Here is a 20,138-nt window from a genome sequence, read left to right on the forward strand (position 1 = left end):
TGCTCACTTCATTCTTCGTCTTTGTGCGGGTCGCGCAGCGAGCGCCACAGCAGCACCGGCAGGATGGAGGTGAACACGATCACCTCCTTGAAGGCGCTGGCCCAGAAGGAGCTGAACGACTCCAGCAGACCCACCAGCAGCGCGCCGACGGCGGCGGCCGGATAGCTGGCCAGGCCGGCGAACACCGCCGCGACAAAGCCCTTCAGCCCGATCAGGAAGCCGCTGTCGTAGTTGATCGTCGTCGTCGTGCTGATCAGCAAGCCCGACAGCGCACCGATGAAAGCCGCCATCAGAAAGGACAGCTGGCCGGCGCTGGTGCTGGAGATGCCCATCAGCCGCGCGCCCAGGCGGTTCACCGCCGTGGCCCGCAAGGCCTTGCCGTAGAGGCTGTGCTCGAAGAACAGCCACAGCAGCACGATCAGCGAGGCCGCGCTCATGATGATGATCAGGGTCTGGCCCGACAAGGTCAGCGGGCCCAGCTCGAAGCTGGCGTCCCAGAAGCTCGGGTTGGTCGAGCCCTCGGGGCCGAAGAACACCAGGCCCAGGCCGGTCAGCGCGAAGTGCACGCCCACCGAGACGATCAGCAGCACCAGCACCGAGGCATCGGCCAGCGACTGGTAGGCCAGGCGGTAGACCAGCGGGCCCATCGGCGTCACGATGGCCAGGGTCAGCAGCGCCTGCCAGCCCAGCGCCAGCTTCTGCGGCGCGGCCCAGAGCGCGAACAGCGCAATCGCCACCGGCAGCGCCGCCGCGCGCAGCACCGCCAGCAGCAGCCTGGCCGCCGGCTTGCCGGCGCGCAGGCCGGCCACCAGGTCCAGCACCGCCACCGCCAGCGCCATCGCCAGCAGGAACCAGATCGTGCCGGGCGTGTGGCCCAGCTGCAGGCCGGCCATCGTCAGCGCGCCATAGGCGACGAACTCGCCCTGCGGGATGAAGATGATGCGGGTGACCGCAAAAACCAGCACCGTGGCCAAGGCAAGGAGCGCGTAGATCGCCCCGTTGGTCACTCCGTCCAGCATCAGGATGCTTGCAATCGTGAAGTCCATCAACACACCACCTGCGCCCGGGCTGGGCTGTCTCGGCGCACTCTAAACAAAAACCCCTAGTGAAGCCCTAGTGCGAGGCCGCATTGACAAATGACAAACTTTCGTCCGACCAGTCGGTCGAAATTGCTTTTACCCTGCTGGCCACTGTGTCAAAAGCGGGCAGCGCCCTGCCCGCGCCGCGTGCAAACAAGGCCCCAAGCCGGGGCGATTGGTGCTTACCCCAGCACCATGCTGGGACATCGGGCGATCAGCGCCCTAGACTCGCGCCTTCCCGAAGCCGCTACAGAAAAGCCTCACCATGCCCGCCCACAGCCCCCTGCTGAAGATCGATGGCCCCCTCGCCCGCATCACGCTGCGCCGCCCCCAGGTCGCCAACCGGCTGGAGCTGATCGATCTGCAGACCCTGCGCGAGCAGCTGCGCCAGATCCATGCCGACCCAGCGATCCGCGTGCTGTTGCTCGATGCCCAGGGCCGGCACTTCTGCAGCGGCTTCAATATCGCTGCGGTGCCCGGCGTCGATGCCGGCGCGCTGTTCGAGGCGCTCAGCAATGACTGGGAGGCCGCCCGCCCGATCACCATTGCCGCGATCCAGGGCGGCGTCTACGGCGGCGCCACCGATCTGGCCCTGGCCTGCGACTTCCGCCTGGGCGTGCGCGGCAGCGAGATGTTTGTGCCGGCGGCGCGGCTGGGCCTGCACTTCTATCGCGGCGGTCTGGAGCGCTATGTCTCGCGCCTGGGCCTGCAGGTCGCCAAGCGCGTGTTGCTGGCCGGCCAGACCCTGGATGCCCAGGCCATGCTGGACTGCGGCTTTCTCGACGAGCTGCTGGACGACGGCGCGGCCCTGAGCGCCGCCAGCACTGCGCTGTGCGAGCGCCTGCTCGGCATGGCGCCGCTGGCCTTGCTGGGCATGAAGCAACACCTGAACGCGATCGCCGAGGGCCGGCTCGACGCCGACGCGCTGCGCGCCGATATCGAGCGCGCCAATGCCTCGGCCGACCTGGCCGAGGGCGTCGCCGCCTGGCAGGCCAAGCGCGCGCCCCGCTTCAGCGGGAGCTGAGGAGCAGCGACTCCTGCAAGACCTGCTTGCGGTGCGCCAGGCTCTCGGCGCGGATCGCCTGCTCGCGCCGGCGCAGCGCCATCAGCTCATCGACCGCCTGATGGTGCAGGCCCTGGGCCGCATAGACCTGGGCGGCCAGCTCATGGCCGCGCACCGCCAGGCTCTCGCTCTCGACCAGGGTGGCGATCGCAATCATCTCGTTGGCGGCCTGGCTCGCCTCCTCCCACTGGCCGGCCGCCCAGGCGATCTCGCTGCGCAACCACATCACGGTGGCATGCAACCAGGGCGAGTAGCGCAGCTGGCGCACCCGCTCGAAGCTGCGCTGCAGATGGCGCCGTGCCGGCTCCAGCCGGCCCGACCAGCAGGCCGCGAAACCCTCCAGCCACTCGGCGATCAGCATCGCGATCACCGGCGACGCGCCGTTGAGCATCGCGCCCTGGCGCAGCGGCCCGAGCGCGCGCGCCGGCTCCAGCAGCTGCTCCAGGCGCTCCAGCGAGATCGCCTCGCCCTGCAGATGGCGGCGGCCGAACTGTCGGAACAGCTCGCTGGTGCAGCGGTTGCCCAGCGGCTGCCAGCGGGCGGTGAGGTCGTCGCCCAGGTCCACCGCGAGCGCGCAGGTGCGCTCGAAGGCGGCATCGGCCGCGTCGAAATCGGCGTTCCACATCAGCGCGACGGCCAGATAGTTGTGGCTGAGCACGCGCAGGCGCAGATCGCCGCTGCGATCGGCCAGCGCGGTGCTGCGCAGCGCCACCTCCAAGGCCTCCTCGCCGTGGCCCAGGGTGCTGCAGGCATTGGCGTTCAGTGCCAGCGCGCGGGCTTCACCGGCCTCGTCGGCGGCACGCCGGAACAGCTGGGCGGCGCTGCGGCTGCTGCGCCAGGCCTGGCGCACATTCGAGCCCATCAGCTCGGCCTGGGCCATCATCAGCACCGCAGCGGCCTCGCCGCGCAGATCGGCGCTGCGCCGGGTCAGCTGTTGCGCGCGCTCGCCCAGGGCCTGGGCCTCGCGCAAACGCCCCTCGGACAGATGGCGCTGGGCCTGGGCCAGGCAGTCGCTGGCGGTCGGGCCGGTGGTCGTGGCGGGAACATCGTCGGGAGCGGCCATCGGCGCGATTCTAGGCAGCCGCCACCGCGCCGATACCGTGCTTTCCCGACTCTTCACCGGAGGGCCCGCACATGATGGAAAATAGCGCCCTCAGGGCGTGACGGCCAGATCGACGAAAATAGCGGCTTGCCGCCCGCCGTCGCGAGCATTCCTTTCTCTTACTACCCAGGACCAGCGTGGCCAAGGACAGTACTAAAACGACCATCGAAGCAGATGGTCTGCGTTACCGCTCTAAAGCACCGGGTTCGCCGTTTGCGGCGACCTCCTCCTTCGGCGCGGCCACCATGTCGTGCTTTCTGTGCGGCAAGCATCGCCCTCGGGCGATGCTGAAATCCAAGAAGCTCCTCGGCAAGTCGCAGCCGGTCTGCGCGCCCAGCTGCAAGGAACTGGACGAGCAACTCAGCAAGGGCTGAGCCCGGCGCTCACGCCGTCAGCCGGAAGCAGCGCCCGCAGACCGCCCGGTAGCGGGCGTTGCCGCCGATCTCGACCTGCGCGCCCTCGGTGATGCGGCGGTTGTCGGCGTCGAGCCGCGCATTCATCGTCGCCTTGCGGCCGCAGTCGCAAATCGTCTTCATCTCGTCCATCTCGTCGGCCAGCGCCAGCAGCGCTGCCGAGCCGCTGAACAGCTCGCCGCGAAAATCGGTCCGCAAGCCGTAGCAGATCACCGGCACATTGTGGACATGGGCCAGTTCGTGCAGGGCCCAGACCTGGGCCTTGGCGAGGAACTGCGCCTCATCGACCAGCAGACAGGCCACGCCCGGCTGCGCCGCGTTCTCGGCCAGGAAGTCGGTCTCGGCGCCGAACAGCTCGGCCGCACGCTGCGGCCCCAGCCGCGAGGTCACGAAACCGCGCCCGTAGCGGTCATCCACCTGGGAGGTGAAGATGCGCACGCGGTGGCCGCGCTCCTCGTAGTTGTGCGCCACCTGCAGCAAGGCGGTGGACTTGCCGGCGTTCATCGCCGCATATCGGAAAAACAGTTTGGCCATGACTCTCGCGTTCTGGGAGCGCCGATTGTCCCGAAATCCGCCCAGGCACCGCCGCCAATCGCACAGATATTGGTGGTTTATGACATCACCCCTGGGCAAGCGAGGTAGCCGCCGGGCCCGCCGGGCCCTACTATGTGCTGGAGGGTTGTGAGAAGTCAGAGGTAATCAAGCCAGGATCCATCATGGACCTGGCCGGCTTGGAGCGGGCCACCACAGATGAGCAAAGACACCTACACCAGCGTCAGCGACAACGGGCTGCGCTATGAGTCCAAACTGGGCGGTTCGCCCTTCCTCGGCAGCGGTCACACACGCTCCTGCTTCAAATGCGGCAAACACCGCCCGCCCAGCAGCCTGCAATCCAAGCGTGTGCTGGGCCGCACCGAGCTGGTCTGCAAACCGGCCTGTGTCAAACCCAAAGATGACACGGCCTGAGACTTTTTGACGGCCGCGCCGCCCCGGTGCCGCGCCGGCCGCGCCTATCATCAGGGTCCACTTCGCCGACTCTTTTGCCCATGGCCGCGCCGGACCCTGCCCTGCATGCCTTGCTGCGCTCGACGCAGGCCGCCTACACGGCCGAGAACTGGGAGCAATGCCGTCAGCTGGCCGCCGAGCTGCTGAGCCACGCAACGGCTGCCGCCGATCTGCCGGCCGAGGCGCAGGCCCATGTCTGGCTGGCCCATGCGGCCCAGCGCCAGGGTGAGCACAACCTCGCCGCCGCCCATGCCGTCAGCGCGCTGACCCTGAGCCAGGGGCTGGACGACGCGCAGCTGCAGGCGCGCGCCCGGGTCGCGGCGGCACGGGTCAGCTGGAGCGTCGGCGACAACAACCAGGCCCTGGTCGATCTCGAAGAGGCGATGCGCTCGCTGGCCCAGGGTGGCGATAGCGAGCTGATGTTCGACGCCCACAACCAGCTGGGCATCGTCTATGGCGAGCTGGGCAATGACGAGGCCTCAATCGCCTGGCATCAGCGCGCGATGGCCCTGGCCGAGCACAGCGGCGTGCCGCGCATGCGCGCGATCTCGCGCACCAATCTGGCCGGGCGCGAGCTCGAACACGGCGAGACCCTGCTGAACAAGCAGCAGACCGAAGCCGCGCGGGCCGCGCTGGAACGCTCGCTGGAACTCAATGAGCAGGCCTTGCAGATCGCCGTCGCGGCCGGCATGCAGCATGTGCAGGTGGTGATACGCAGCAACCAGGGCTCCGCGCTGGCCTTGCTGGGCCGCAGGCAAGAGGCCATCGAGGCCTTCGAGCTGCAGCTGCAGCTGGCGGCCGCGCGCAAGGACCAGGCCGGCAAGGTGCAGCGGGCCCAGTATCTGGCGCGCATGTACCGCGAGGCCGGCGAGCTGACGCTGGCGCGCCGGCTCGCCGCCGAGGGCCTGGAAATCGGCGAGGCGGCCAGCGCCAAGAGCCAGCTGGTGAGCTTGTACGAGCTGGCTTCGGCAATGGCCGAGCAGCAGCAGGAGTTCGCCGAGGCGCTGCGGCTTTACAAGCGCTTTCACGCGCTGCGTGGCGAGATGGCGCTGGACAGCGCCCAGCAGCGTGCCCGCGTGCTGTCGGTGCGGCTGGAGACTGAGCGCGCGCTGGCCGAGGCCGCGACGGCCCGCCAGAACGCCCAGGCCCTGCTGCAGGCCAATCGGGAGCTGACGCAGCAGGCCGAGGCCCTGGGCCGCGACGCGATGGAAGACGCGCTGACCGGCCTGGCGAACCGGCGCCGCCTCGATGCCTATCTGAATCTGCGCCACGAGGCCGCGCGCCGTGCGGGCAGCGCGCTGTGCGTGGCCCTGATCGACCTCGACCATTTCAAGCGGGTCAACGACGCCTTCTCGCACAGCATCGGCGACCAGGTGCTGCGCCAGCTGAGTCGGCTGCTGCAGGCGCACTGCCGCAGCCAGGACCTGGCCGCCCGTTATGGCGGCGAGGAATTCCTGATCGCGCTGGACGGGGTCGGCCTGGACGACGCCGTGCTGATCTGCGAGCGCCTGCGCCAGGCCATCGCCACCCATGACTGGGCCCTGATCGCGCCCGGGCTGGCGGTCACGGCCAGCCTGGGCGTCTGCGATATCGCCCTGCATCCGCAGTGGAGCGCCGGCATGAAACAGGCCGACACCCTGCTCTACCGGGCCAAGCAAAGTGGTCGCAACCGCGTTTGCGCCTGAGCGGCCGCGCAGCAGGCACAATCCAGCCCTTTCCTGTTGATTGCTGACCGCTCTATGTCGTCCACCCCGTCACCTCAGCCCGCCGAAGCCGGCGCCATGTCCCCGGCCGCCTGCGCCCAGGCGCTGAAGGCCCAGTTCCCGGCGCTGTTCGACGGTCCGGTCAAGCCGCTGAAGCTGCGCATCCAGGCCGACATCCAGGAGCGCGCGCCGGGCCAGTTCAGCAAGCAGCTGCTGTCGGCCTTTCTGCGCCGCTATACCGGCGGCACCGCCTATCTGATCGCGCTGAGCAAGGCCAAGCACCGTTTCGACCTCGACGGCCAGCCGGCCGGCGACCTGGCCGACGAGCACCGCGAGGCCGCCGTCACCGAGCTGGCGCGCCGCCGCAGCCTCAATGACGAGCGCCGCGAGCTCGAGCTGCAGCAGCGCCGCAACCGCGCCGGCCTGCTGCACGACTTCCAGATCACCACGCTGACCCGCGCCAACTTCTGCGCGCTCAAGGGCGTGGCCGACGAGGAGCTGGACGGGCTGCTGGAGATTGCCAAGCAAGAGGCCATCGAAGACCAGGCGCGGCGCGCCAATCGTTCCGAGGGTCGCCCCGAGGCTCGCCCCGGCCAACGCCCGGATCAGCGTCCGAACCAACGCCCCGGCGACCGCCGTGGGCCGCCGCGTGGCGACCGTCCGCGCGGCCCGCGCACCGACAAGAGCTCTTGAGCGCGCTTAGCTGGCGTACTTGATCGTGCAGCCGTAGGCCGTCGAGTTCGGCCGGCTGACCGGCTTGCCGGCCAGGACCTCGCCCAGGGCCTGGCTGACGTAGTTGGTCGCGGTCTTGATGTCGGCCGGATTGGCCGTAGGCTTGCTGTCGATCGCGCCAGCATAGACCAGGGTGCCGGCCGGATCGATCACATACAGATGCGGCGTCGTGCGGGCGCCGTAGGCGCGCCCGAGCTTGCCGTCGTCATCCATCAAGGTGGCCTTCGGCACCGCCTGCTTGCTGGTCAGCCAGGCCTCGAGCTGCGGCGGCGGCAGATAGTCGCTGGCCGATTTGGCGGTCGAGCTGACCGCCAGCCAGACCACGCCCTTGTCGGCCGCGCTCTTCTGCGTGGCCGGCATATTGCCGCTGTCGTAATGCTTCTTGACGAAGGGGCAGCCGGGGTTGACCCATTCCAGCACCACATGCTTGCCCTTGTAGTCGGCCAGGCTGACCGTCTTGCCCTGGCTGTCGCTGATGCTGAAGGCCGGCGCCGGCTGGCCGACCACGGCCGTGGCCTGGGCCAGCGAGGCGCCTGCCAGCAGCAGGGCGGAGATCCAGGTCTTCTTCGACATCGTCATCATCATGCAAACCTCCAGGGTAGGTTGAGGGTCGGAGCAAAGATCAGAGAGACAGGGCTTCGCGCACCGAGGCGAGGCTGAGGATCTCGGGCAGCAGCTGCGGCGCGGCCGCGCCCGGCAGATAGACGGCGTAGACCGGCACGCCGCTGCGACCCAGGCTGCGCAGCGCCTGCGTGATCGCGGCGTCGCGGCGGGTCCAGTCGGCGCGCAGCAGCAGCACGTTCTTGGCCCGCATATCGGCCAGCAGCTGGCTGTCGGCCAGGGTGCTGCGCTTGTTGAACTGGCAGGTCACGCACCAGGCGGCGGTGAAGTCCACCAGCACCGGCTGGCCGGCCGCCTGCGCGGCCTGCACCCGCTCCGGCGACCAGGCCTGCCAGCCCTGGGCAGACGACTCGGCCGAGGCGGCAGGCGGCGGCTCGCGCAGCGCCGGCCAGGCCCACAGCACGGTGGCAGCCACCAGGGCCAGCGACAGCGTGCCGAGGATCTGACGGCCACGCCGCGCCAGGTCCGGCGCGCTGAACACCCAGGCCGCCAGCGCCAGCGCCAGCAGCACGCCCAGCAGGGCCACTGCACCGTCGATGCCGACCTGCTGGCCCAGCACCCACAGCAGCCACAGCACGGTGGCAAACATCGGGAAGGCCATCAGCACCTTGAAATGCCGCATCCAGGCCCCCGGCCGCGGCAGCGCACGCGCCAGGCCCGGCCACAGGCTGGCGGCCAGATAGGGCGCGGCCATGCCCAGGCCCAGCGCGGCAAACACGGCCAGCGCCTGCCAGGTCGGCAGGGTCAGCGCCGCGCCCAGCGCCACGCCCATGAAGGGCGCGGTGCAGGGCGAGGCCACGGCCACCGCCAGCACGCCGGTCAGGCCATGGTCCAGCACCGGGTTGGCAGCGCGCAGGCCGGCCAGATTGCCCGGCAGCACGGCGCGGAACTCAAACACGCCCAGCAGGTTCAGCCCGATCACACCGAACAGCAGGGCCAGCGCGGCGACAAAGCCGGGCGACTGCAGCTGAAAGCCCCAGCCCAGCTGGGCCCCGCCGGCGCGCAGCGCCAGCAGCAGGCCGGCCAGCGCCAGAAAGCTCAGCACCACGCCGGCCGTGTAGGCCAGGCCCCCGGCCACCAGCACCCGCCGATCCGTCGCATGCTGGGCAAAACCCAGCACCTTCAGCGACAGCACCGGGAACACGCAAGGCATCAGGTTCAGCAGCAGGCCGCCGGCAAAGGCCAGCAGCAGCGCCAGGCCGACCGACTGGGGTGGCTCTTCGACCAGCGCCGTGACCGGCTGCAGCGCCGGCGCCGGCGCGGCGGCCACGCCGGCCGGCCAGGCCGCGACGGCATAGGCCAGGCGCGCGCCGGGTTCACCGGCCGGACGCAGCACCAGTTGCAGGGCCGCCGGGCTTTCGCTGCGCTGGGCCGACAGCGGCAGGCGCAGCTTCAGCACTTCGCCCTCCCATTGCAGGGTCGGCGCGGCGGCATGGTCGAACACACCGGCCTCCTCGGGGAAGGCTTGCAACTCGCGGCCGCGCCAGGCGGCCGGCAGACCGTCGATGCGCAAGGCCAGCTGCGGCCCCTCGACTGCGGCCGCGATGCGGGCCTGCAGCGCCTGCGGCAGGCCGGCGCGGGCGCGCTCGAACTGCGCCGCATGGCCGGCGGTCGCGGCGGCGGCCGGCAGGTCCAGCGAAAACTCGCCCGACTCCGGAATGCACACCTCCTTGCAGACCAGCCAGTCGGCCAGCATCTGCAGCTTCAGGCTGCCGCCCTTGAACTCGGGGCCTATGGTCAGCGGCACGGCCAGCAGCAACTCGCCCTCGTAGCCGTAATTGACCAGCGGGCCGACCGGCAGGCGCTGCGGCGTCGGCCACTGGATCTCGCCGACCGTGACACCGGCCGGCAGCTGCCAGTCCATCCGCGTCGGCAGGCCGGAATCGCCGGGATTGCGCCAGTAGGTGTGCCAATGCGGCTGATGCTTGATCAAGAGGCCCAGCCAGGCCGGCTTGCCGGGCTCCAGGCCCTCGGGCGCATGGGCCACCAGTTCGGCGCGCACCTGCTCGGTGGTGACGACGGCCCCTTGGGCGGCGGCCAGCAGGGGCAACAAGCTCAGGGCGAGCCAGGACAACAAAAGACGGACGACAAGAATCATGCGGGTCTGCCGGAGCGCCGGGAAATGGCCCTGCACTCTAGGGGATGACGGAAGACCCTGAGTATCGGTGAGCTTCTCGATGCGCTTGTGACGCCCCGCCAAGCCGCTTTGCGCGCTATGCGCATAAGCAAATAGGCATTGCGCGCATGCGGACCGGCGGCTCTGCGTAGACTGGCTGACCGATATTCATAGGAGCTGTGTTGACCAAGAAGACCTTGCTGGCGCTGAGCCTGCTGAGCGCCGCCCTGCTGTCCCAGGCCCAGACCCTGCGCTGGGCCGGCGCCGGCGATCCGCTGACCCTGGATCCCTATGCACAGAACGAGTCGCTGACCAATGTGTTCAACGGCCAGGTCTATGAGTTCCTGATCGCGCGCGACAAGCAGCTGACCCTGGTGCCCCAGCTGGCCACCGAATGGAAGCAGAACGGCCCGCTGAAGTGGACCTTCAAGCTGCGCCCCGGCGTCAAGTTCCATGACGGCCGCGCGCTGACGGCCGACGATGTGGTGTTCTCGCTGGAGCGGGCCAAGCAGCCCAGCTCGCAGATCGCCGTCTACGCCAATGCGCTGGGCACGGCGCGCAAGATCGACGAGCTGACCGTCGAGTTCAACCTGCCCAAGGTCAACCCGATCTTTCTGGAGCACATCAACACGCTCTACATCATGAGCAAGGGCTGGGCCGAGGCCAACAAGGCCACCAAGACCCAGGACTTCGCGAACAAGGAAGAGAGCTACGCCGCCTTCAACACCAATGGCACCGGCCCCTTCCAGCTGGTCAGCCGCGCGCCGGACAACAAGACGGTCTACAAGCGCAACCCGGCCTACTGGGGCAAGATCGAGGGCAATGTGCAGGAGATCGTCTACACGCCGATCAAGAGCGACGCGACCCGCACCGCCGCCCTGGTCTCGGGCGAGGTCGACTTCGTGCTCGACCCCTCGCCGCGCGATCTGGAGAAGCTGGCCGTCACCCCCGGCGTCAAGGTCATCAACGGCCCCGAGAACCGCATCATCTTTCTCGGCCTGGACCAGGGCCGCGACGAGCTGCTCTACAGCAGCGTCAAGGGCAAGAACCCGCTGAAGGACCAGCGCGTGCGCCGCGCGCTCTACCAGGCCATCGACATCGAGACCATCAAGACCAAGCTGATGAACGGCCAGGCCGCGCCCACCGGCGCCGTCGTGCCCTCGCCGCTGGGCAGCTTCAACGACCCCGAGATCGAGCGCCGCCTGCCCTTTGACGCCGAGGCCGCGAAGAAGCTGCTGGCCGAGGCCGGCTATCCGCAGGGCTTTGAGGTGCAGCTCGATTGCCCGAATAACCGCTACGTCAACGACGAGCGCATCTGCGTGACCCTGGCCTCGCAATGGGCCAAGATCGGCATCAAGACCAAGGTACTGGCCCAACCGAAGGCGCAGTTCTTCAACAAGGTCGAGAAGCTCGACACCTCGATCTATCTGTTCGGCTGGGGCGGCTCGATCACCGACCCCGAGAGCATCTTCACCTCGCACTACCGCAACCGCGGCGAGAAGGGCGTCGGCGAGTACAACCGCGGCAACTTCAAGGACGACGAACTCGACGCGCTGGCCGCCGCCTCCAGCGTCGAGCCCGATGCCGACAAGCGCAAGGCCCTGATCAAGCAGGTCTTCAAGCGCCAGGCCGAGCAGGTCCACTACATCCCGCTGCACCGCCAGTTCATCCCGTGGGCCGCGCGCAGCCATGTCGCGGTGGTGCACCGCCCCGACAACTGGCTGGAGGTGCGCTGGGTGACGGTGGGCGCAAAGTAAAAAGACCGGTCGGGCGGCACAATGGCGGTCCCGACCGCCCACAGGATCACCCTAAGATGACGCCCACCCCCGAGCAGTTCAATCAACGCGGCGAAGGCAAGCTGCCCGGCCATCTGGGCATCGTGATCACCGCCATCGCGCCGGGCGCGGTCAGCGCCGAGCTGGCCGTGGCCCCGCACCTGATGGCGCCCAACGGCTATCTGCATGCCGGCAGCCTCGTGACCCTGGCCGACACCGCCTGCGGCTATGGCTGCATCGCCAGCCTGCCCGAGGGCGCACAGAACTTCACCACCGTCGAGCTGAAGTCCAACCATCTGGGCACGGCGCGCGAGGGCATGCTGGACTGCCAGGCCACCGGCTTGCACCTGGGCCGCACAACCCAGGTCTGGGACGCCGTCGTCAAGCATCGCGACAGCGGCAAGACCCTGGCGGTCTTCCGCTGCACGCAGATGATTCTCTACCCCAAGGCCTGAGCGGTTCAGGCGCGTCGCAGCAGATCGCCGAACACCGTCAGCTCGCCGTCGCGGCGGTCCTCGCCCGGCGCGTCGTAGAGCACCAGCCAGTCGGCCTTCTTGCCGTCCAGCAGCTCGGGCGGCACGGCGCACAGCGCTTCGGCGCGGTTGCAGCCCTGGCCATGGGGCAAGGTGATGGCTTCGCTCAAGGCGGCCGCCTCGAAGCGCACCGGCACACTGTTGGCCGCCAGCGCGGCGCGCGCACCCGGCCATAGAAACAGGCGGATCTCCCCGTCCAGCACCATGGTCGGCCCGGCCAGGATGTAGAGATCATCGCCGCTGAAATGCAGATCGCGCACGCCCAGCCCCTGCAGCTGCAGGAAATGCTTGCGATACAGGCTGCCCTGCTCGTCCAAGGGCAGCAGCCGCAGCTGCTCGCCACGCGCCTCGACCTCGATCTCCAGCAGCGCCGACCAGCCGCGCAGCACCGGGCCGCGCAGGCCCAGCAGCAGGCGCTGGCCGGCAATCGCCAGGCCTTCGATATCGAAGCCGTTGTCCTTGCCCGGGATGGCCATGAAAGGGCCGATATGCGGGTCATCGGCCAGCAGCCGGCTCAGCTGGTTGCCTTCGGCATCGCCCTTCAGGCGCTGCGCGCGGCGGCCGTCGCGGGCCTCGCGCACCAGGCAGGGCGGGCCAGCAGGCGCCGGTTGCCGTCGAGCGAGAGCTTGGACAGGCGCTTGGCGTTCTCGACATCGTCGCGCCCGGGCTTGATGTTCTTGCGCTTGAGCCCGTGCGAGCCGACCAGCCAGAGCCAGTCGTCGGCCACGGCCAGGCCCTCCAGATCGGCCAGGGAGAAGTCGCGGGCCTCGCCGAAGCGCAGGCGCTCGGCCCCGACCGGCTGGAGCCGGCGCAGCCGGTCGATACCGCAGGCCTCATCGCCGGCCACCCACAGGAAATCACCGCTGAAGGCCGCACCGGAAAGATTGCTGTGAACCAGGGAGGCCGAGGCGAATTCCAGGCGAACGGCATTGGCGCTGCGGGATTGGGGCATGAGGAGGCTCCAGGAAACGAGGCCCCCATCATGCAACAGGCCCGCACGCGGGCCGCAGGCTTTCAGCGCAGGGTCAGCGCGAGGCTGGCCAGCAGCAGCAGCGCGTGCGGAAAGGCCACGGTCGGCTTGCAGGCGCTGCGCACATAGCCGCCCAGCAGGGCCAGCCCGCCGGGCCGGGACGCGGCCCATTCGCTGTGCAGCTGGAAGGCCGCCAGCGCTTGCCGATCCGGCGCGGTGGCCGGCAGCAGGCCCTGCTCGACGCACAGCAGGCGCGCAGCGATGCGGGCCTGGTAGGTCTTCAGCATCGCCTCCTGCCCCCACAGCAGCAGCGCCACCAGGCCCAGCCAGTGCGGGCCGAGCCGCCAGGCCAGACCGAGCGCGAACAGCGCGACGCCGGCCAGCTTGATCAGCAGCGCGCCGCGCTCGTATTGCTCGTGCTGCTGCTGCAGCAGGGTCCACTCTTGTTGCAACGGCGACATCATGCTCATCGCTCCGGCTTGCCGGCCACGCCAAGCTGGCGATACAGCGCATTGGCCCGCGTCAGGTGCTCGCGCATCGCCTGCTCGGCAGCGGCCGGTTGGCGGGCGGCAATCGCCTCTACGATGCGCCGATGCTCGCTCAAGGTCAGCTCCTCGGCGCCGGGGGCGCGCACCAGGGGCTGGTAGTACTCGCTGGCCCAGCCGAACAAGGCCTCGACGATGGCCGGGAAGATCGGGTTGCCGCTGATGCGGGCGATCTCGCGGTGGAAGGCCATGTCGAACTCAAGAAACTTGCCGAGATTGGCCATCGAGGCACGGTGCTCGTCCAGGCGCTGGCGCAGCCGCGCGATGTCGTCCTCGGTCGCCCGCTCGGCGGCCAGGCGGGCCATGCCGGTCTCCAGGAAGATGCGCGCCTCCTTCAGATGCTCCAGGCTGTCCGGCTGCATATGCAGCAGGTGACGGGCGCCGCCGGCGATCTGCTCGATCAGGCTGCCGGCCGTCGGCACGACGACGCGAGCCCGCTCGCCGTGGCTGATCTCGACGATGCCCGAGCGCTCCAGCGCCTGCAGGGCCTCGCGCACCGCCGGCCGGCCGACGCCGTAGAACTCCATCAGCTCGCGCTCGGCCGGCAGCTGCGCACCCGGCGCGATCTCGCCACTGCGGATGCGCTCCATCAGGCGGTCCAGCACCTCCTGGTAGAGCTTGCGACGGTGGATGGGGGATTCGGCGGCTGTCATGGCGCGGCGGAACTTAACACATGGCCACGCCGCACATCGGCGAAGACGTCGACGCCGCCCATCTGGCCGCCCTTCAGCACGATCTCCAAGCCATCGCGTGCGCTGTGGTCGGACCAGGCGCGGCACAGCGGCGCACCGGGGGCAAGACCTGCCACCACGCTCAAGGCTGCGATGTCCAGCGCGCTGGCCACCGCGCCCGAGCTGTCGCCGCCGGCCACCGCGATGCGCGTCAGGCGCTGGGGCGCGCGGTCCAGCAGCCGGCGCATCAGCGCGGCCAGGCCGCGGCCCACCTGCTCGGCGGCCGCCGCGTCGAAGCTGAGCACGGCCGGGTCGTCCGGGCCGGTGGCCGAATAGACCAGCGGGCTCTGCCCCTCGGCCAGCGCCTTGAGCGCGGCGGCCACGGCGCGCTCGATCTCGGCCTCGGGCGAGGCCAGCAGGCGCGGCAGGTCCAGCCGCTCGCAGGCAAAGCCCTGCTGAGCGGCCCGCGCGATCTGGGCCGCGGTGACCGGCGAGCAACTGCCGCTGACCACGGCGATGCGGTCCACCGGTGCGGCCACCGGCAGCCCTGGCTGGGCCGGCAGCAGGCCCTCGCGGCGCCAGTGCGCGGCCAGCGCGTACTGCAGGCCCGAGGACGAGGCGCTGAACAGCCCCGCGCCGCGCTGCTGCCAGATCAGCCGGCCGGCCTCGGCCAGGGTCTCCTCGTCCAGCACATCGATCAGCACGACCGGCACATCTTCGGGCCTATCCTCGCCCAGCAGGCGCTGCAGATCCGCGCCCTGGCGCAGCCGCACCATATCGACCAGCTCGATGCGTCGGGCCGTCTGCGCGCCCAGATGCAAGCGCAGATCGGCCTCGGCCATCGGCGTGACCGGATGGCGCGACATGGTCGGGTGACGGTCCAGCCGGTGGCCGACACCGTTGACGGCCGCGAACAGATGGCCGAACACCTGGTAGCGCGCCAGCCGCGGCGCACCGACCACCATCGGCGACCAGCGGCCCTCGGGCATCAGCGGCACGCCGAGATCGATCGCGCGGCCTATCGAGCCGACGGCGGGCGAGGAGTCGAAGGTCGAGCAGATCTTGTATTGCAGCAGCGGTGCACCGAGCGCGGCCAGGCTGGCGAAGGCGGCCGGCAGGTTCGCATCCATCCAGGCGGGGCTCTGGCCGCGCGACTGGCCGGCCAGGCCGACGCAGCGCAGGCCCGGGAAGCGCTGCAACCACTCGGGCGTCGGCGGGCGCAGGAACAGCAGGGTCGGCACGCCGGCGGCCGTGAAGGCCTCCATCACATCGGTGGAGCCGGTGAAATCGTCGCCGTAGTAGCTCAGCAGCAGGCCAGGGGGCCAGGTCTTGCCTTCAGCCATCACGCTCACCAGAAGCCCAGCGCCTCGCGCAGCTCGGCGTGCTCGCGGGCATGGTCCTGCAAGGGCGTGCCGGCCATCGCCGCGGCCCAGGCCTGGCGGAAGGCGGTGACGCCGGCCGCGATGCCGCCGGGGTGGCCGAAGATGCCGCCGCCGGCGGCGTGGATCAGGTCGGCGGTGCCCAGCGCCGCATAGGTGCCCGGCGCCTGCAGGCCGGTCTGGCCCGAGCTGAAGACCGGCATCGCCGCCATAGCCGCCCGCTCGAACAGCGGCTGCAGCACCGCGCGCGCGGCCGCGATCACGCTGTCGTCGGGCTCGCTGAACTTGTTGGCCAGGCCGTTGACATGCAGATGGTCGGCGCCGGCCAGGCGCTGGATCTGCTGCCAGGGCGCGTAGTCCCAGCCCAGCGCCGGGCAGCGGCTCAGCCAACCCCAGCCGGCGCGGTGGCCGTGGATCGGCAGCTGGGCATGGCGGCGCAGCTCGGTCAGGCCGACCAGGCCCACCGCATTGAGGCTGACCATCACGCACGTGCCGCCCAGCTGCTGGACGAGATCGTGGCGGCGCCGCATCTGGTCCAGATCACCGGTCAGATTGAAGGCCACCATGGGCTTGCGGCCCAGCTTGTCGGCGGCCGCGTTGACGACGGCCATCACCGCGCGCACCCGCTCCTCGAAGGGGCAGTGCGGGCCATCGGCCTGCAGCTCGTCGTCCTTGATGAAGTCGATGCCGCCGGCCAGCAGCTGACGCACCTGTGCGGCCGTCTCTGCGGGGTTCAGACCGACGCTGGGCTTGATGATGGTGCCGATCAGCGGGCCGGCAGGCACACCGGCCAGCGCCCGCGTGCCGGCGATGCCGAAGGCCGGGCCGGCATAGGCGGCAGCAAAGGCCGGCGGCAGCCGCAGATCGGTGATGCGCAGACCCGAGACCTGGCGCAGCTCGAACAGATTGCCGGCAATCGTCGCGATCAGATTGGGTAGCGAAGGGCCCAGGTTCTCCAGCGGCCAGGACAGTTCCAGCCTGCAGCGGGTGTAGCGCTTGCTCGGCATGCCACCGGGCAGGCTGGGCTGATCGCTGGTATCGATGATCTCCAGCTGCTCGACCCGCGCGCCGGACCGCGCCTTCAGCGCGGGCGTCTCGGCCGCCAGCGCGAGAAAAGTGCCGCTGGACTGCTCGCCGGCGATGACCTCGGCCGCACGGCGCGGGTCATCGCCGGTCTCCAGCCAGTAGCTGGCGTGGATGCGTTCGCCGCTCATCAGATGCAGCGGCCGCCATCGACTTCGAGGGCGACGCCGGTGATGAACTCCGCGTCGTCGCTGGCCAGAAAGGCCGTGGCCTTGGCGATGTCCAGCGGGGTCGAGAGCCGGCCCATCGGGATGGTCGCGACGATCTTGGCGCGGGTGGCCTCGCTGTCTTCGCCGGGCAGGAAATCCTGGATCAGGCCGGTCGCCCCCATCACCGGATTGATCGCGCAGACGCGTATGCCCTCGGGCGCCAGCTCGACGGCCATGCCCTTGGTCAAGGTGATCGCCGCGCCCTTGGTACCGCTATACCAGCTCAGGCCCGGCCGCGGCCGCAGGCCCGCGGTCGACGCGATATTGATGATGACGCCGCGCTTTTGCTTCTTGAACAGCGGCACGGTGTGGATCGCGCCCAGATAGATGCTCTTCACATTGGTCGCATAGACCCGGTCGAAGGTCGCCTCGTCGACCTCCAGCATCGGCTGGTTCTTGTGCGTGGTGCCGGCGTTGTTGATCAGGATGTCGACGCGGCCGTACTGTTTCACGGTGGCGGCCACCATCGCGGCGACCGACTCGTTCTTCGTCACATCGGCATGCACGGGGATGGCCTGGCCACCGGCCGCCTCGATCTCGCCGGCCACCTTCTCGGCCGCGTCGAAGCGCCAGTCGGCCACGACCACCTTGGCACCCAGCTCGGCGAAGAGCTTGGCAATGCCCTCGCCGAAGCCGCTGCCGGCCCCGGTCACGATGGCCACGCGGTCCTGCAGTTTCTTGGTGTCGCTCATCTCGAAGTCTCCTCAGCCGTGTTGGATGGCAATGGTCTTGATGGTCGTGAAGCTGCGCAGCCCCTCAAAGGCCTTCTCGCGGCCATAGCCCGAATGCTTCATGCCGCCGAAGGGCAGCTCGATGCCGCCGCCGGCACCGTAGTTGTTGACAAAGACCTGGCCGGCCTCGATGCGGTGCGCGGCGCGCAGCTGGCGCGCGCCATCGCGGGTCCAGACCGCGGCGGTCAGGCCGAAGGGCGTGCCGTTGGCCAACTCGATCGCCTCGTCCTCGCCGTCGAAGGCGAAGGCGGCCAGCACCGGGCCGAAGACCTCGTTCTGCGCGACGTGGTGAGCGCTGGGCACGGCGTCCAAGAGCATGGGCGGGAAGTAGAAACCGCCGGCCGGCGCATCGGCGGCCAGCTTGGCGCGGGCCGCGAGCCTGACGCCATCGGCAAGGGCCGAATCGATCATTGCGGACACGCGGTCGAGCTGGCGGCGGTTGATCAGCGGGCCGCAGTCGGGGCCGGTCTTGCCGGCGCCGGTCGTCAGCGCCTCGAAGCGCGCCTTCAGCTGCGCGATCACCGTGTCGTAGATCGACCGCTCGATCAGCACGCGGCTGCCGGCCGCGCAGGTCTGGCCGGCGTTCTGCACGATGGCGTTGACCACCACCGGCAGGGCCTTGTCCAGATCGGCATCGGCGAACAGGAGTTGCGGCGACTTGCCACCCAGCTCCAGGGTCACCGGCACATGGTTGGCCGCAGCGGCCTGGGCCACCGCGGTGCCGGTCTGCGGCGAGCCGGTGAAGGAGATGTGGTTGATGCCGGTATGGGCGGCCAGCGCGGCACCGGCCTCGATGCCCAGCCCGCAGACGATGTTCAAGGCACCGGCCGGCAGGCCGGCTTCCAGCGCCAGCGCGGCAATGCGCAGCGGGCTCAGGCAGGCGTCCTCCGCCGGCTTGACGACGCAGGCATTGCCGGCCGCCAGCGCACCGCCGACCGAGCGGCCGAAGATCTGCGCCGGGTAGTTCCACGGAATGATGTGGCCGGTCACGCCATGCGGCACGCGCACCGCGATCACGGTGCTGCCGGCCGCATAGGGAATGCTCTCGCCATGCAGCTTGTCGGCCGCGCCGCCGTAGTACTCGAAGTAGCGCGCGCAGGCGGTGATGTCGGCCTTGGCCTGCTGGATAGGCTTGCCGGTGTCGGCGCACTCCAGCAGCGACAACTCCTCATGGTGCTGCAGGATCAAGGCCGACAGCTTGCTCAGGATGCGGCCGCGCTCGGTGGCCGTGCAGCGGCCCCAGGCGCCGTGGAAGGCGGCGCGCGCCGCCTGCACCGCGGCATCGATATCGCGCGCATCGCTGCGCGGCAGGCTGGTGAAGACCTGGCCGTCGGAGGGGTCCAGCACCTCGATGGTCTGGCCCGAGACCGCCGCACCGCGCTCGCCGGCGATCAGGTTCAGCTGGGGTTTCAGCGTGATCATCAGCGCACCGCCTGGATCGCCGCGATCTTGTCGGCACCGAACTCTTTCGCGAAGGCGGCATAGGCCGGCGCCACCGCCTTGCGGAAACTCTCGCCATCGACCTTCTCGATCACCTGCATGCCGTCCTTGCGCAGCTGGGCGATGCCATTCGCCTCGTCATCGTTGACCTTCTTGCGCTGCGCGATCGCACCCACCTGGGCGGCCGCGACGAAGACCTTCTTGTCGGCCTCGGACAGCTTGTTCCAGACCGCAGGTGACATCAGGATCACCGCCGGCGAGTAGACATGGCCGGTCAGCGACAGGTACTTCTGCACCTGGGCAAACTTGGCCGACAGGATCACCGGGATCGGGTTCTCCTGGCCGTCGACCGTGCCCTGCTGCAGCGCGCCGAACAGCTCGGGGAAGGCCATCGGCGTGGGCAGCAGGCCGAAGCTCTTGTAGCCGTCCATATGGACCTTGTTCTCCATCGTGCGCAGCTTCAGGCCGGCCGCGTCGCCGGCCGTCATGATGGGCCGCTTGTTATTGCTCATGTGGCGGAAGCCGTTCTCGGTCCAGGCCAGGCCGATCAGGCCCTTGGCCGGCATCTTCTTCAACAGCTCCTGGCCGATCGGCCCGTCCATCACCTTGCGCGCGTGGTCGTAGTCGCGGAACAGAAAGGGGATGTCGACGATCTTGGTCTCGGGCACGAAGTTGCCCAGCGCCCCGGTCGAGGCATTGACCAGGTCCTGCGTGCCGAGCTGCACCGCCTCGATCTGCTCGCGCTCGCCGCCCAGCGCCGAGGCCGGGAACTGCTGGCATTTGTAGCGGCCCTGCGTGCCCTTCTCGACCTCGTCGCAGAAGGTCACCGAACCGACCCAGTAATGCGAGTCCTTGGCCGGCGTGTAGCCGATCTTCAGGACGGTTTGCGCGCCGGCCATGCCGGTCAGGACGGCGAGGACCGCCAGCAGGGTGGCGCGGCAAAGACGGTGTTGTGCGTGCATGGCTGT

General features: G+C 69.6%; 19 protein-coding genes and 1 pseudogene. 7 read left to right on the top strand and 13 right to left on the bottom strand.

From position 1 onward, the window contains the following. Positions 1-8 precede the first annotated feature (8 nt). Positions 9-1,046, bottom strand: a complete 1,038-nt coding sequence (locus ABGI63_RS21685; protein WP_349744582.1) for a branched-chain amino acid ABC transporter permease — start codon at positions 1,044-1,046, stop codon at positions 9-11. 298 nt (positions 1,047-1,344) lie between these two features. Here ABGI63_RS21685 and ABGI63_RS21690 point away from each other — a divergent pair, with 298 nt between their 5' ends. Then, positions 1,345-2,103 (top strand): enoyl-CoA hydratase/isomerase family protein, encoded by a 759-nt coding sequence (locus tag ABGI63_RS21690; RefSeq protein WP_349744583.1) that lies wholly within the window; start codon positions 1,345-1,347, stop codon positions 2,101-2,103. On the opposite strand, the gene ABGI63_RS21695 is transcribed toward ABGI63_RS21690, so the two are convergent. After that, the gene (locus ABGI63_RS21695) at positions 2,090-3,205 is read right to left on the bottom strand and encodes an ATP-binding protein (RefSeq protein ID WP_349744584.1); all 1,116 of its coding nucleotides are present in this window, start codon (positions 3,203-3,205) and stop codon (positions 2,090-2,092) included. The two genes, ABGI63_RS21690 and ABGI63_RS21695, sit on opposite strands and share 14 nt — an antisense overlap. Before the next feature lie 176 nt (positions 3,206-3,381). Here ABGI63_RS21695 and ABGI63_RS21700 point away from each other — a divergent pair, with 176 nt between their 5' ends. Beyond that, positions 3,382-3,618: a hypothetical protein gene (locus ABGI63_RS21700; RefSeq protein WP_102766008.1), complete on the top strand. Its 237-nt coding sequence runs from the start codon at positions 3,382-3,384 to the stop codon at positions 3,616-3,618. 9 nt (positions 3,619-3,627) lie between these two features. On the opposite strand, the gene ABGI63_RS21705 is transcribed toward ABGI63_RS21700, so the two are convergent. Beyond that, positions 3,628-4,191 (bottom strand): thymidine kinase, encoded by a 564-nt coding sequence (locus tag ABGI63_RS21705; RefSeq protein WP_349744585.1) that lies wholly within the window; start codon positions 4,189-4,191, stop codon positions 3,628-3,630. A gap of 216 nt (positions 4,192-4,407) precedes the next feature. On the opposite strand from ABGI63_RS21705, the gene ABGI63_RS21710 reads away from it, so the two are divergent. The 3 genes from ABGI63_RS21710 to ABGI63_RS21720 all read left to right on the top strand — a co-directional run bounded on the left by ABGI63_RS21710 (position 4,408) and on the right by ABGI63_RS21720 (position 7,058). Continuing rightward, entirely contained in the window at positions 4,408-4,623 is a 216-nt protein-coding gene (locus tag ABGI63_RS21710) for a hypothetical protein (protein WP_137944707.1), read from the top strand. A gap of 80 nt (positions 4,624-4,703) precedes the next feature. Beyond that, positions 4,704-6,347, top strand: coding sequence for a diguanylate cyclase (locus ABGI63_RS21715; protein WP_349744587.1), 1,644 nt, complete (start codon positions 4,704-4,706; stop codon positions 6,345-6,347). A gap of 96 nt (positions 6,348-6,443) precedes the next feature. Beyond that, entirely contained in the window at positions 6,444-7,058 is a 615-nt protein-coding gene (locus ABGI63_RS21720; protein ID WP_349744588.1) for a ProQ/FINO family protein, read from the top strand. Between the two features lie 6 nt (positions 7,059-7,064). Here ABGI63_RS21720 and ABGI63_RS21725 read toward each other — a convergent pair whose 3' ends face one another. Further along, positions 7,065-7,679 carry a thioredoxin family protein gene (locus ABGI63_RS21725; RefSeq protein ID WP_432767456.1) on the bottom strand — a complete coding sequence of 205 codons (615 nt, stop codon included), beginning with the start codon at positions 7,677-7,679 and terminating at the stop codon, positions 7,065-7,067. 40 nt (positions 7,680-7,719) lie between these two features. Next, complete coding sequence (locus tag ABGI63_RS21730; protein WP_349744589.1) at positions 7,720-9,816, bottom strand: protein-disulfide reductase DsbD family protein; 2,097 nt, start codon at positions 9,814-9,816, stop codon at positions 7,720-7,722. Positions 9,817-10,016: 200 nt separating this feature from the next. On the opposite strand from ABGI63_RS21730, the gene ABGI63_RS21735 reads away from it, so the two are divergent. Both ABGI63_RS21735 and ABGI63_RS21740 read left to right on the top strand, forming a co-directional pair. After that, a complete protein-coding gene (locus ABGI63_RS21735; protein WP_349744590.1) occupies positions 10,017-11,591 on the top strand; it encodes an ABC transporter substrate-binding protein in 1,575 nt (524 codons plus the stop codon). 56 nt (positions 11,592-11,647) lie between these two features. Beyond that, positions 11,648-12,064, top strand: a complete 417-nt coding sequence (locus tag ABGI63_RS21740; protein WP_349744591.1) for a PaaI family thioesterase — start codon at positions 11,648-11,650, stop codon at positions 12,062-12,064. Positions 12,065-12,069: 5 nt separating this feature from the next. Here the strand turns inward: ABGI63_RS21740 and ABGI63_RS21745 are convergent. The 8 genes and pseudogenes from ABGI63_RS21745 to ABGI63_RS21780 all read right to left on the bottom strand — a co-directional run bounded on the left by ABGI63_RS21745 (position 12,070) and on the right by ABGI63_RS21780 (position 20,069). Then, a pseudogene (locus ABGI63_RS21745) lies at positions 12,070-13,094 on the bottom strand (DUF3616 domain-containing protein). Between the two features lie 62 nt (positions 13,095-13,156). Then, a complete protein-coding gene (locus tag ABGI63_RS21750; protein ID WP_349744592.1) occupies positions 13,157-13,576 on the bottom strand; it encodes a hypothetical protein in 420 nt (139 codons plus the stop codon). A gap of 2 nt (positions 13,577-13,578) precedes the next feature. Further along, complete coding sequence (locus ABGI63_RS21755) at positions 13,579-14,310, bottom strand: transcriptional regulator NanR (protein WP_349744593.1); 732 nt, start codon at positions 14,308-14,310, stop codon at positions 13,579-13,581. Then, positions 14,307-15,671, bottom strand: coding sequence for a 3-oxo-isoapionate kinase OiaK (oiaK, locus tag ABGI63_RS21760; RefSeq protein WP_349744594.1), 1,365 nt, complete (start codon positions 15,669-15,671; stop codon positions 14,307-14,309). The genes ABGI63_RS21755 and oiaK overlap by 4 nt, the downstream gene beginning before the upstream one ends. A 5-nt stretch (positions 15,672-15,676) precedes the next feature. Further along, positions 15,677-16,921, bottom strand: coding sequence for a ribulose-bisphosphate carboxylase large subunit family protein (locus ABGI63_RS21765; RefSeq protein ID WP_349744596.1), 1,245 nt, complete (start codon positions 16,919-16,921; stop codon positions 15,677-15,679). Continuing rightward, entirely contained in the window at positions 16,921-17,691 is a 771-nt protein-coding gene (locus ABGI63_RS21770) for an SDR family oxidoreductase (RefSeq protein WP_349744598.1), read from the bottom strand. The genes ABGI63_RS21765 and ABGI63_RS21770 overlap by 1 nt, the downstream gene beginning before the upstream one ends. 12 nt (positions 17,692-17,703) lie before the next feature. Beyond that, complete coding sequence (locus ABGI63_RS21775) at positions 17,704-19,143, bottom strand: aldehyde dehydrogenase family protein (protein WP_432767457.1); 1,440 nt, start codon at positions 19,141-19,143, stop codon at positions 17,704-17,706. 8 nt (positions 19,144-19,151) lie between these two features. Next, positions 19,152-20,069 (bottom strand): TRAP transporter substrate-binding protein, encoded by a 918-nt coding sequence (locus tag ABGI63_RS21780; protein WP_349744666.1) that lies wholly within the window; start codon positions 20,067-20,069, stop codon positions 19,152-19,154. Between the last annotated feature and the right edge of the window lie 69 nt (positions 20,070-20,138).

The sequence above is a fragment of the Roseateles cavernae genome, assembly GCF_040187885.1.
GTDB lineage: Bacteria > Pseudomonadota > Gammaproteobacteria > Burkholderiales > Burkholderiaceae_C > Roseateles_E > Roseateles_E cavernae.

Excerpts from the sequence above, each read along its gene's own strand:
- ABGI63_RS21685 (WP_349744582.1), bottom strand. The coding sequence starts at position 1,046 with ATGGACTTCACGATTGCAAGCATCCTGATGCTGGACGGAGTGACCAAC.
- ABGI63_RS21690 (WP_349744583.1), top strand. The coding sequence starts at position 1,345 with ATGCCCGCCCACAGCCCCCTGCTGAAGATCGATGGCCCCCTCGCCCGC.
- ABGI63_RS21695 (WP_349744584.1), bottom strand. The coding sequence starts at position 3,205 with ATGGCCGCTCCCGACGATGTTCCCGCCACGACCACCGGCCCGACCGCC.
- ABGI63_RS21705 (WP_349744585.1), bottom strand. The coding sequence starts at position 4,191 with ATGGCCAAACTGTTTTTCCGATATGCGGCGATGAACGCCGGCAAGTCC.
- ABGI63_RS21710 (WP_137944707.1), top strand. The coding sequence starts at position 4,408 with ATGAGCAAAGACACCTACACCAGCGTCAGCGACAACGGGCTGCGCTAT.
- ABGI63_RS21715 (WP_349744587.1), top strand. The coding sequence starts at position 4,704 with ATGGCCGCGCCGGACCCTGCCCTGCATGCCTTGCTGCGCTCGACGCAG.
- ABGI63_RS21720 (WP_349744588.1), top strand. The coding sequence starts at position 6,444 with ATGTCCCCGGCCGCCTGCGCCCAGGCGCTGAAGGCCCAGTTCCCGGCG.
- ABGI63_RS21725 (WP_432767456.1), bottom strand. The coding sequence starts at position 7,679 with ATGATGACGATGTCGAAGAAGACCTGGATCTCCGCCCTGCTGCTGGCA.
- ABGI63_RS21730 (WP_349744589.1), bottom strand. The coding sequence starts at position 9,816 with ATGATTCTTGTCGTCCGTCTTTTGTTGTCCTGGCTCGCCCTGAGCTTG.
- ABGI63_RS21740 (WP_349744591.1), top strand. The coding sequence starts at position 11,648 with ATGACGCCCACCCCCGAGCAGTTCAATCAACGCGGCGAAGGCAAGCTG.
- ABGI63_RS21750 (WP_349744592.1), bottom strand. The coding sequence starts at position 13,576 with ATGATGTCGCCGTTGCAACAAGAGTGGACCCTGCTGCAGCAGCAGCAC.
- ABGI63_RS21755 (WP_349744593.1), bottom strand. The coding sequence starts at position 14,310 with ATGACAGCCGCCGAATCCCCCATCCACCGTCGCAAGCTCTACCAGGAG.
- oiaK (WP_349744594.1), bottom strand. The coding sequence starts at position 15,671 with ATGGCTGAAGGCAAGACCTGGCCCCCTGGCCTGCTGCTGAGCTACTAC.
- ABGI63_RS21765 (WP_349744596.1), bottom strand. The coding sequence starts at position 16,921 with ATGAGCGGCGAACGCATCCACGCCAGCTACTGGCTGGAGACCGGCGAT.
- ABGI63_RS21770 (WP_349744598.1), bottom strand. The coding sequence starts at position 17,691 with ATGAGCGACACCAAGAAACTGCAGGACCGCGTGGCCATCGTGACCGGG.
- ABGI63_RS21780 (WP_349744666.1), bottom strand. The coding sequence starts at position 20,069 with ATGGCCGGCGCGCAAACCGTCCTGAAGATCGGCTACACGCCGGCCAAG.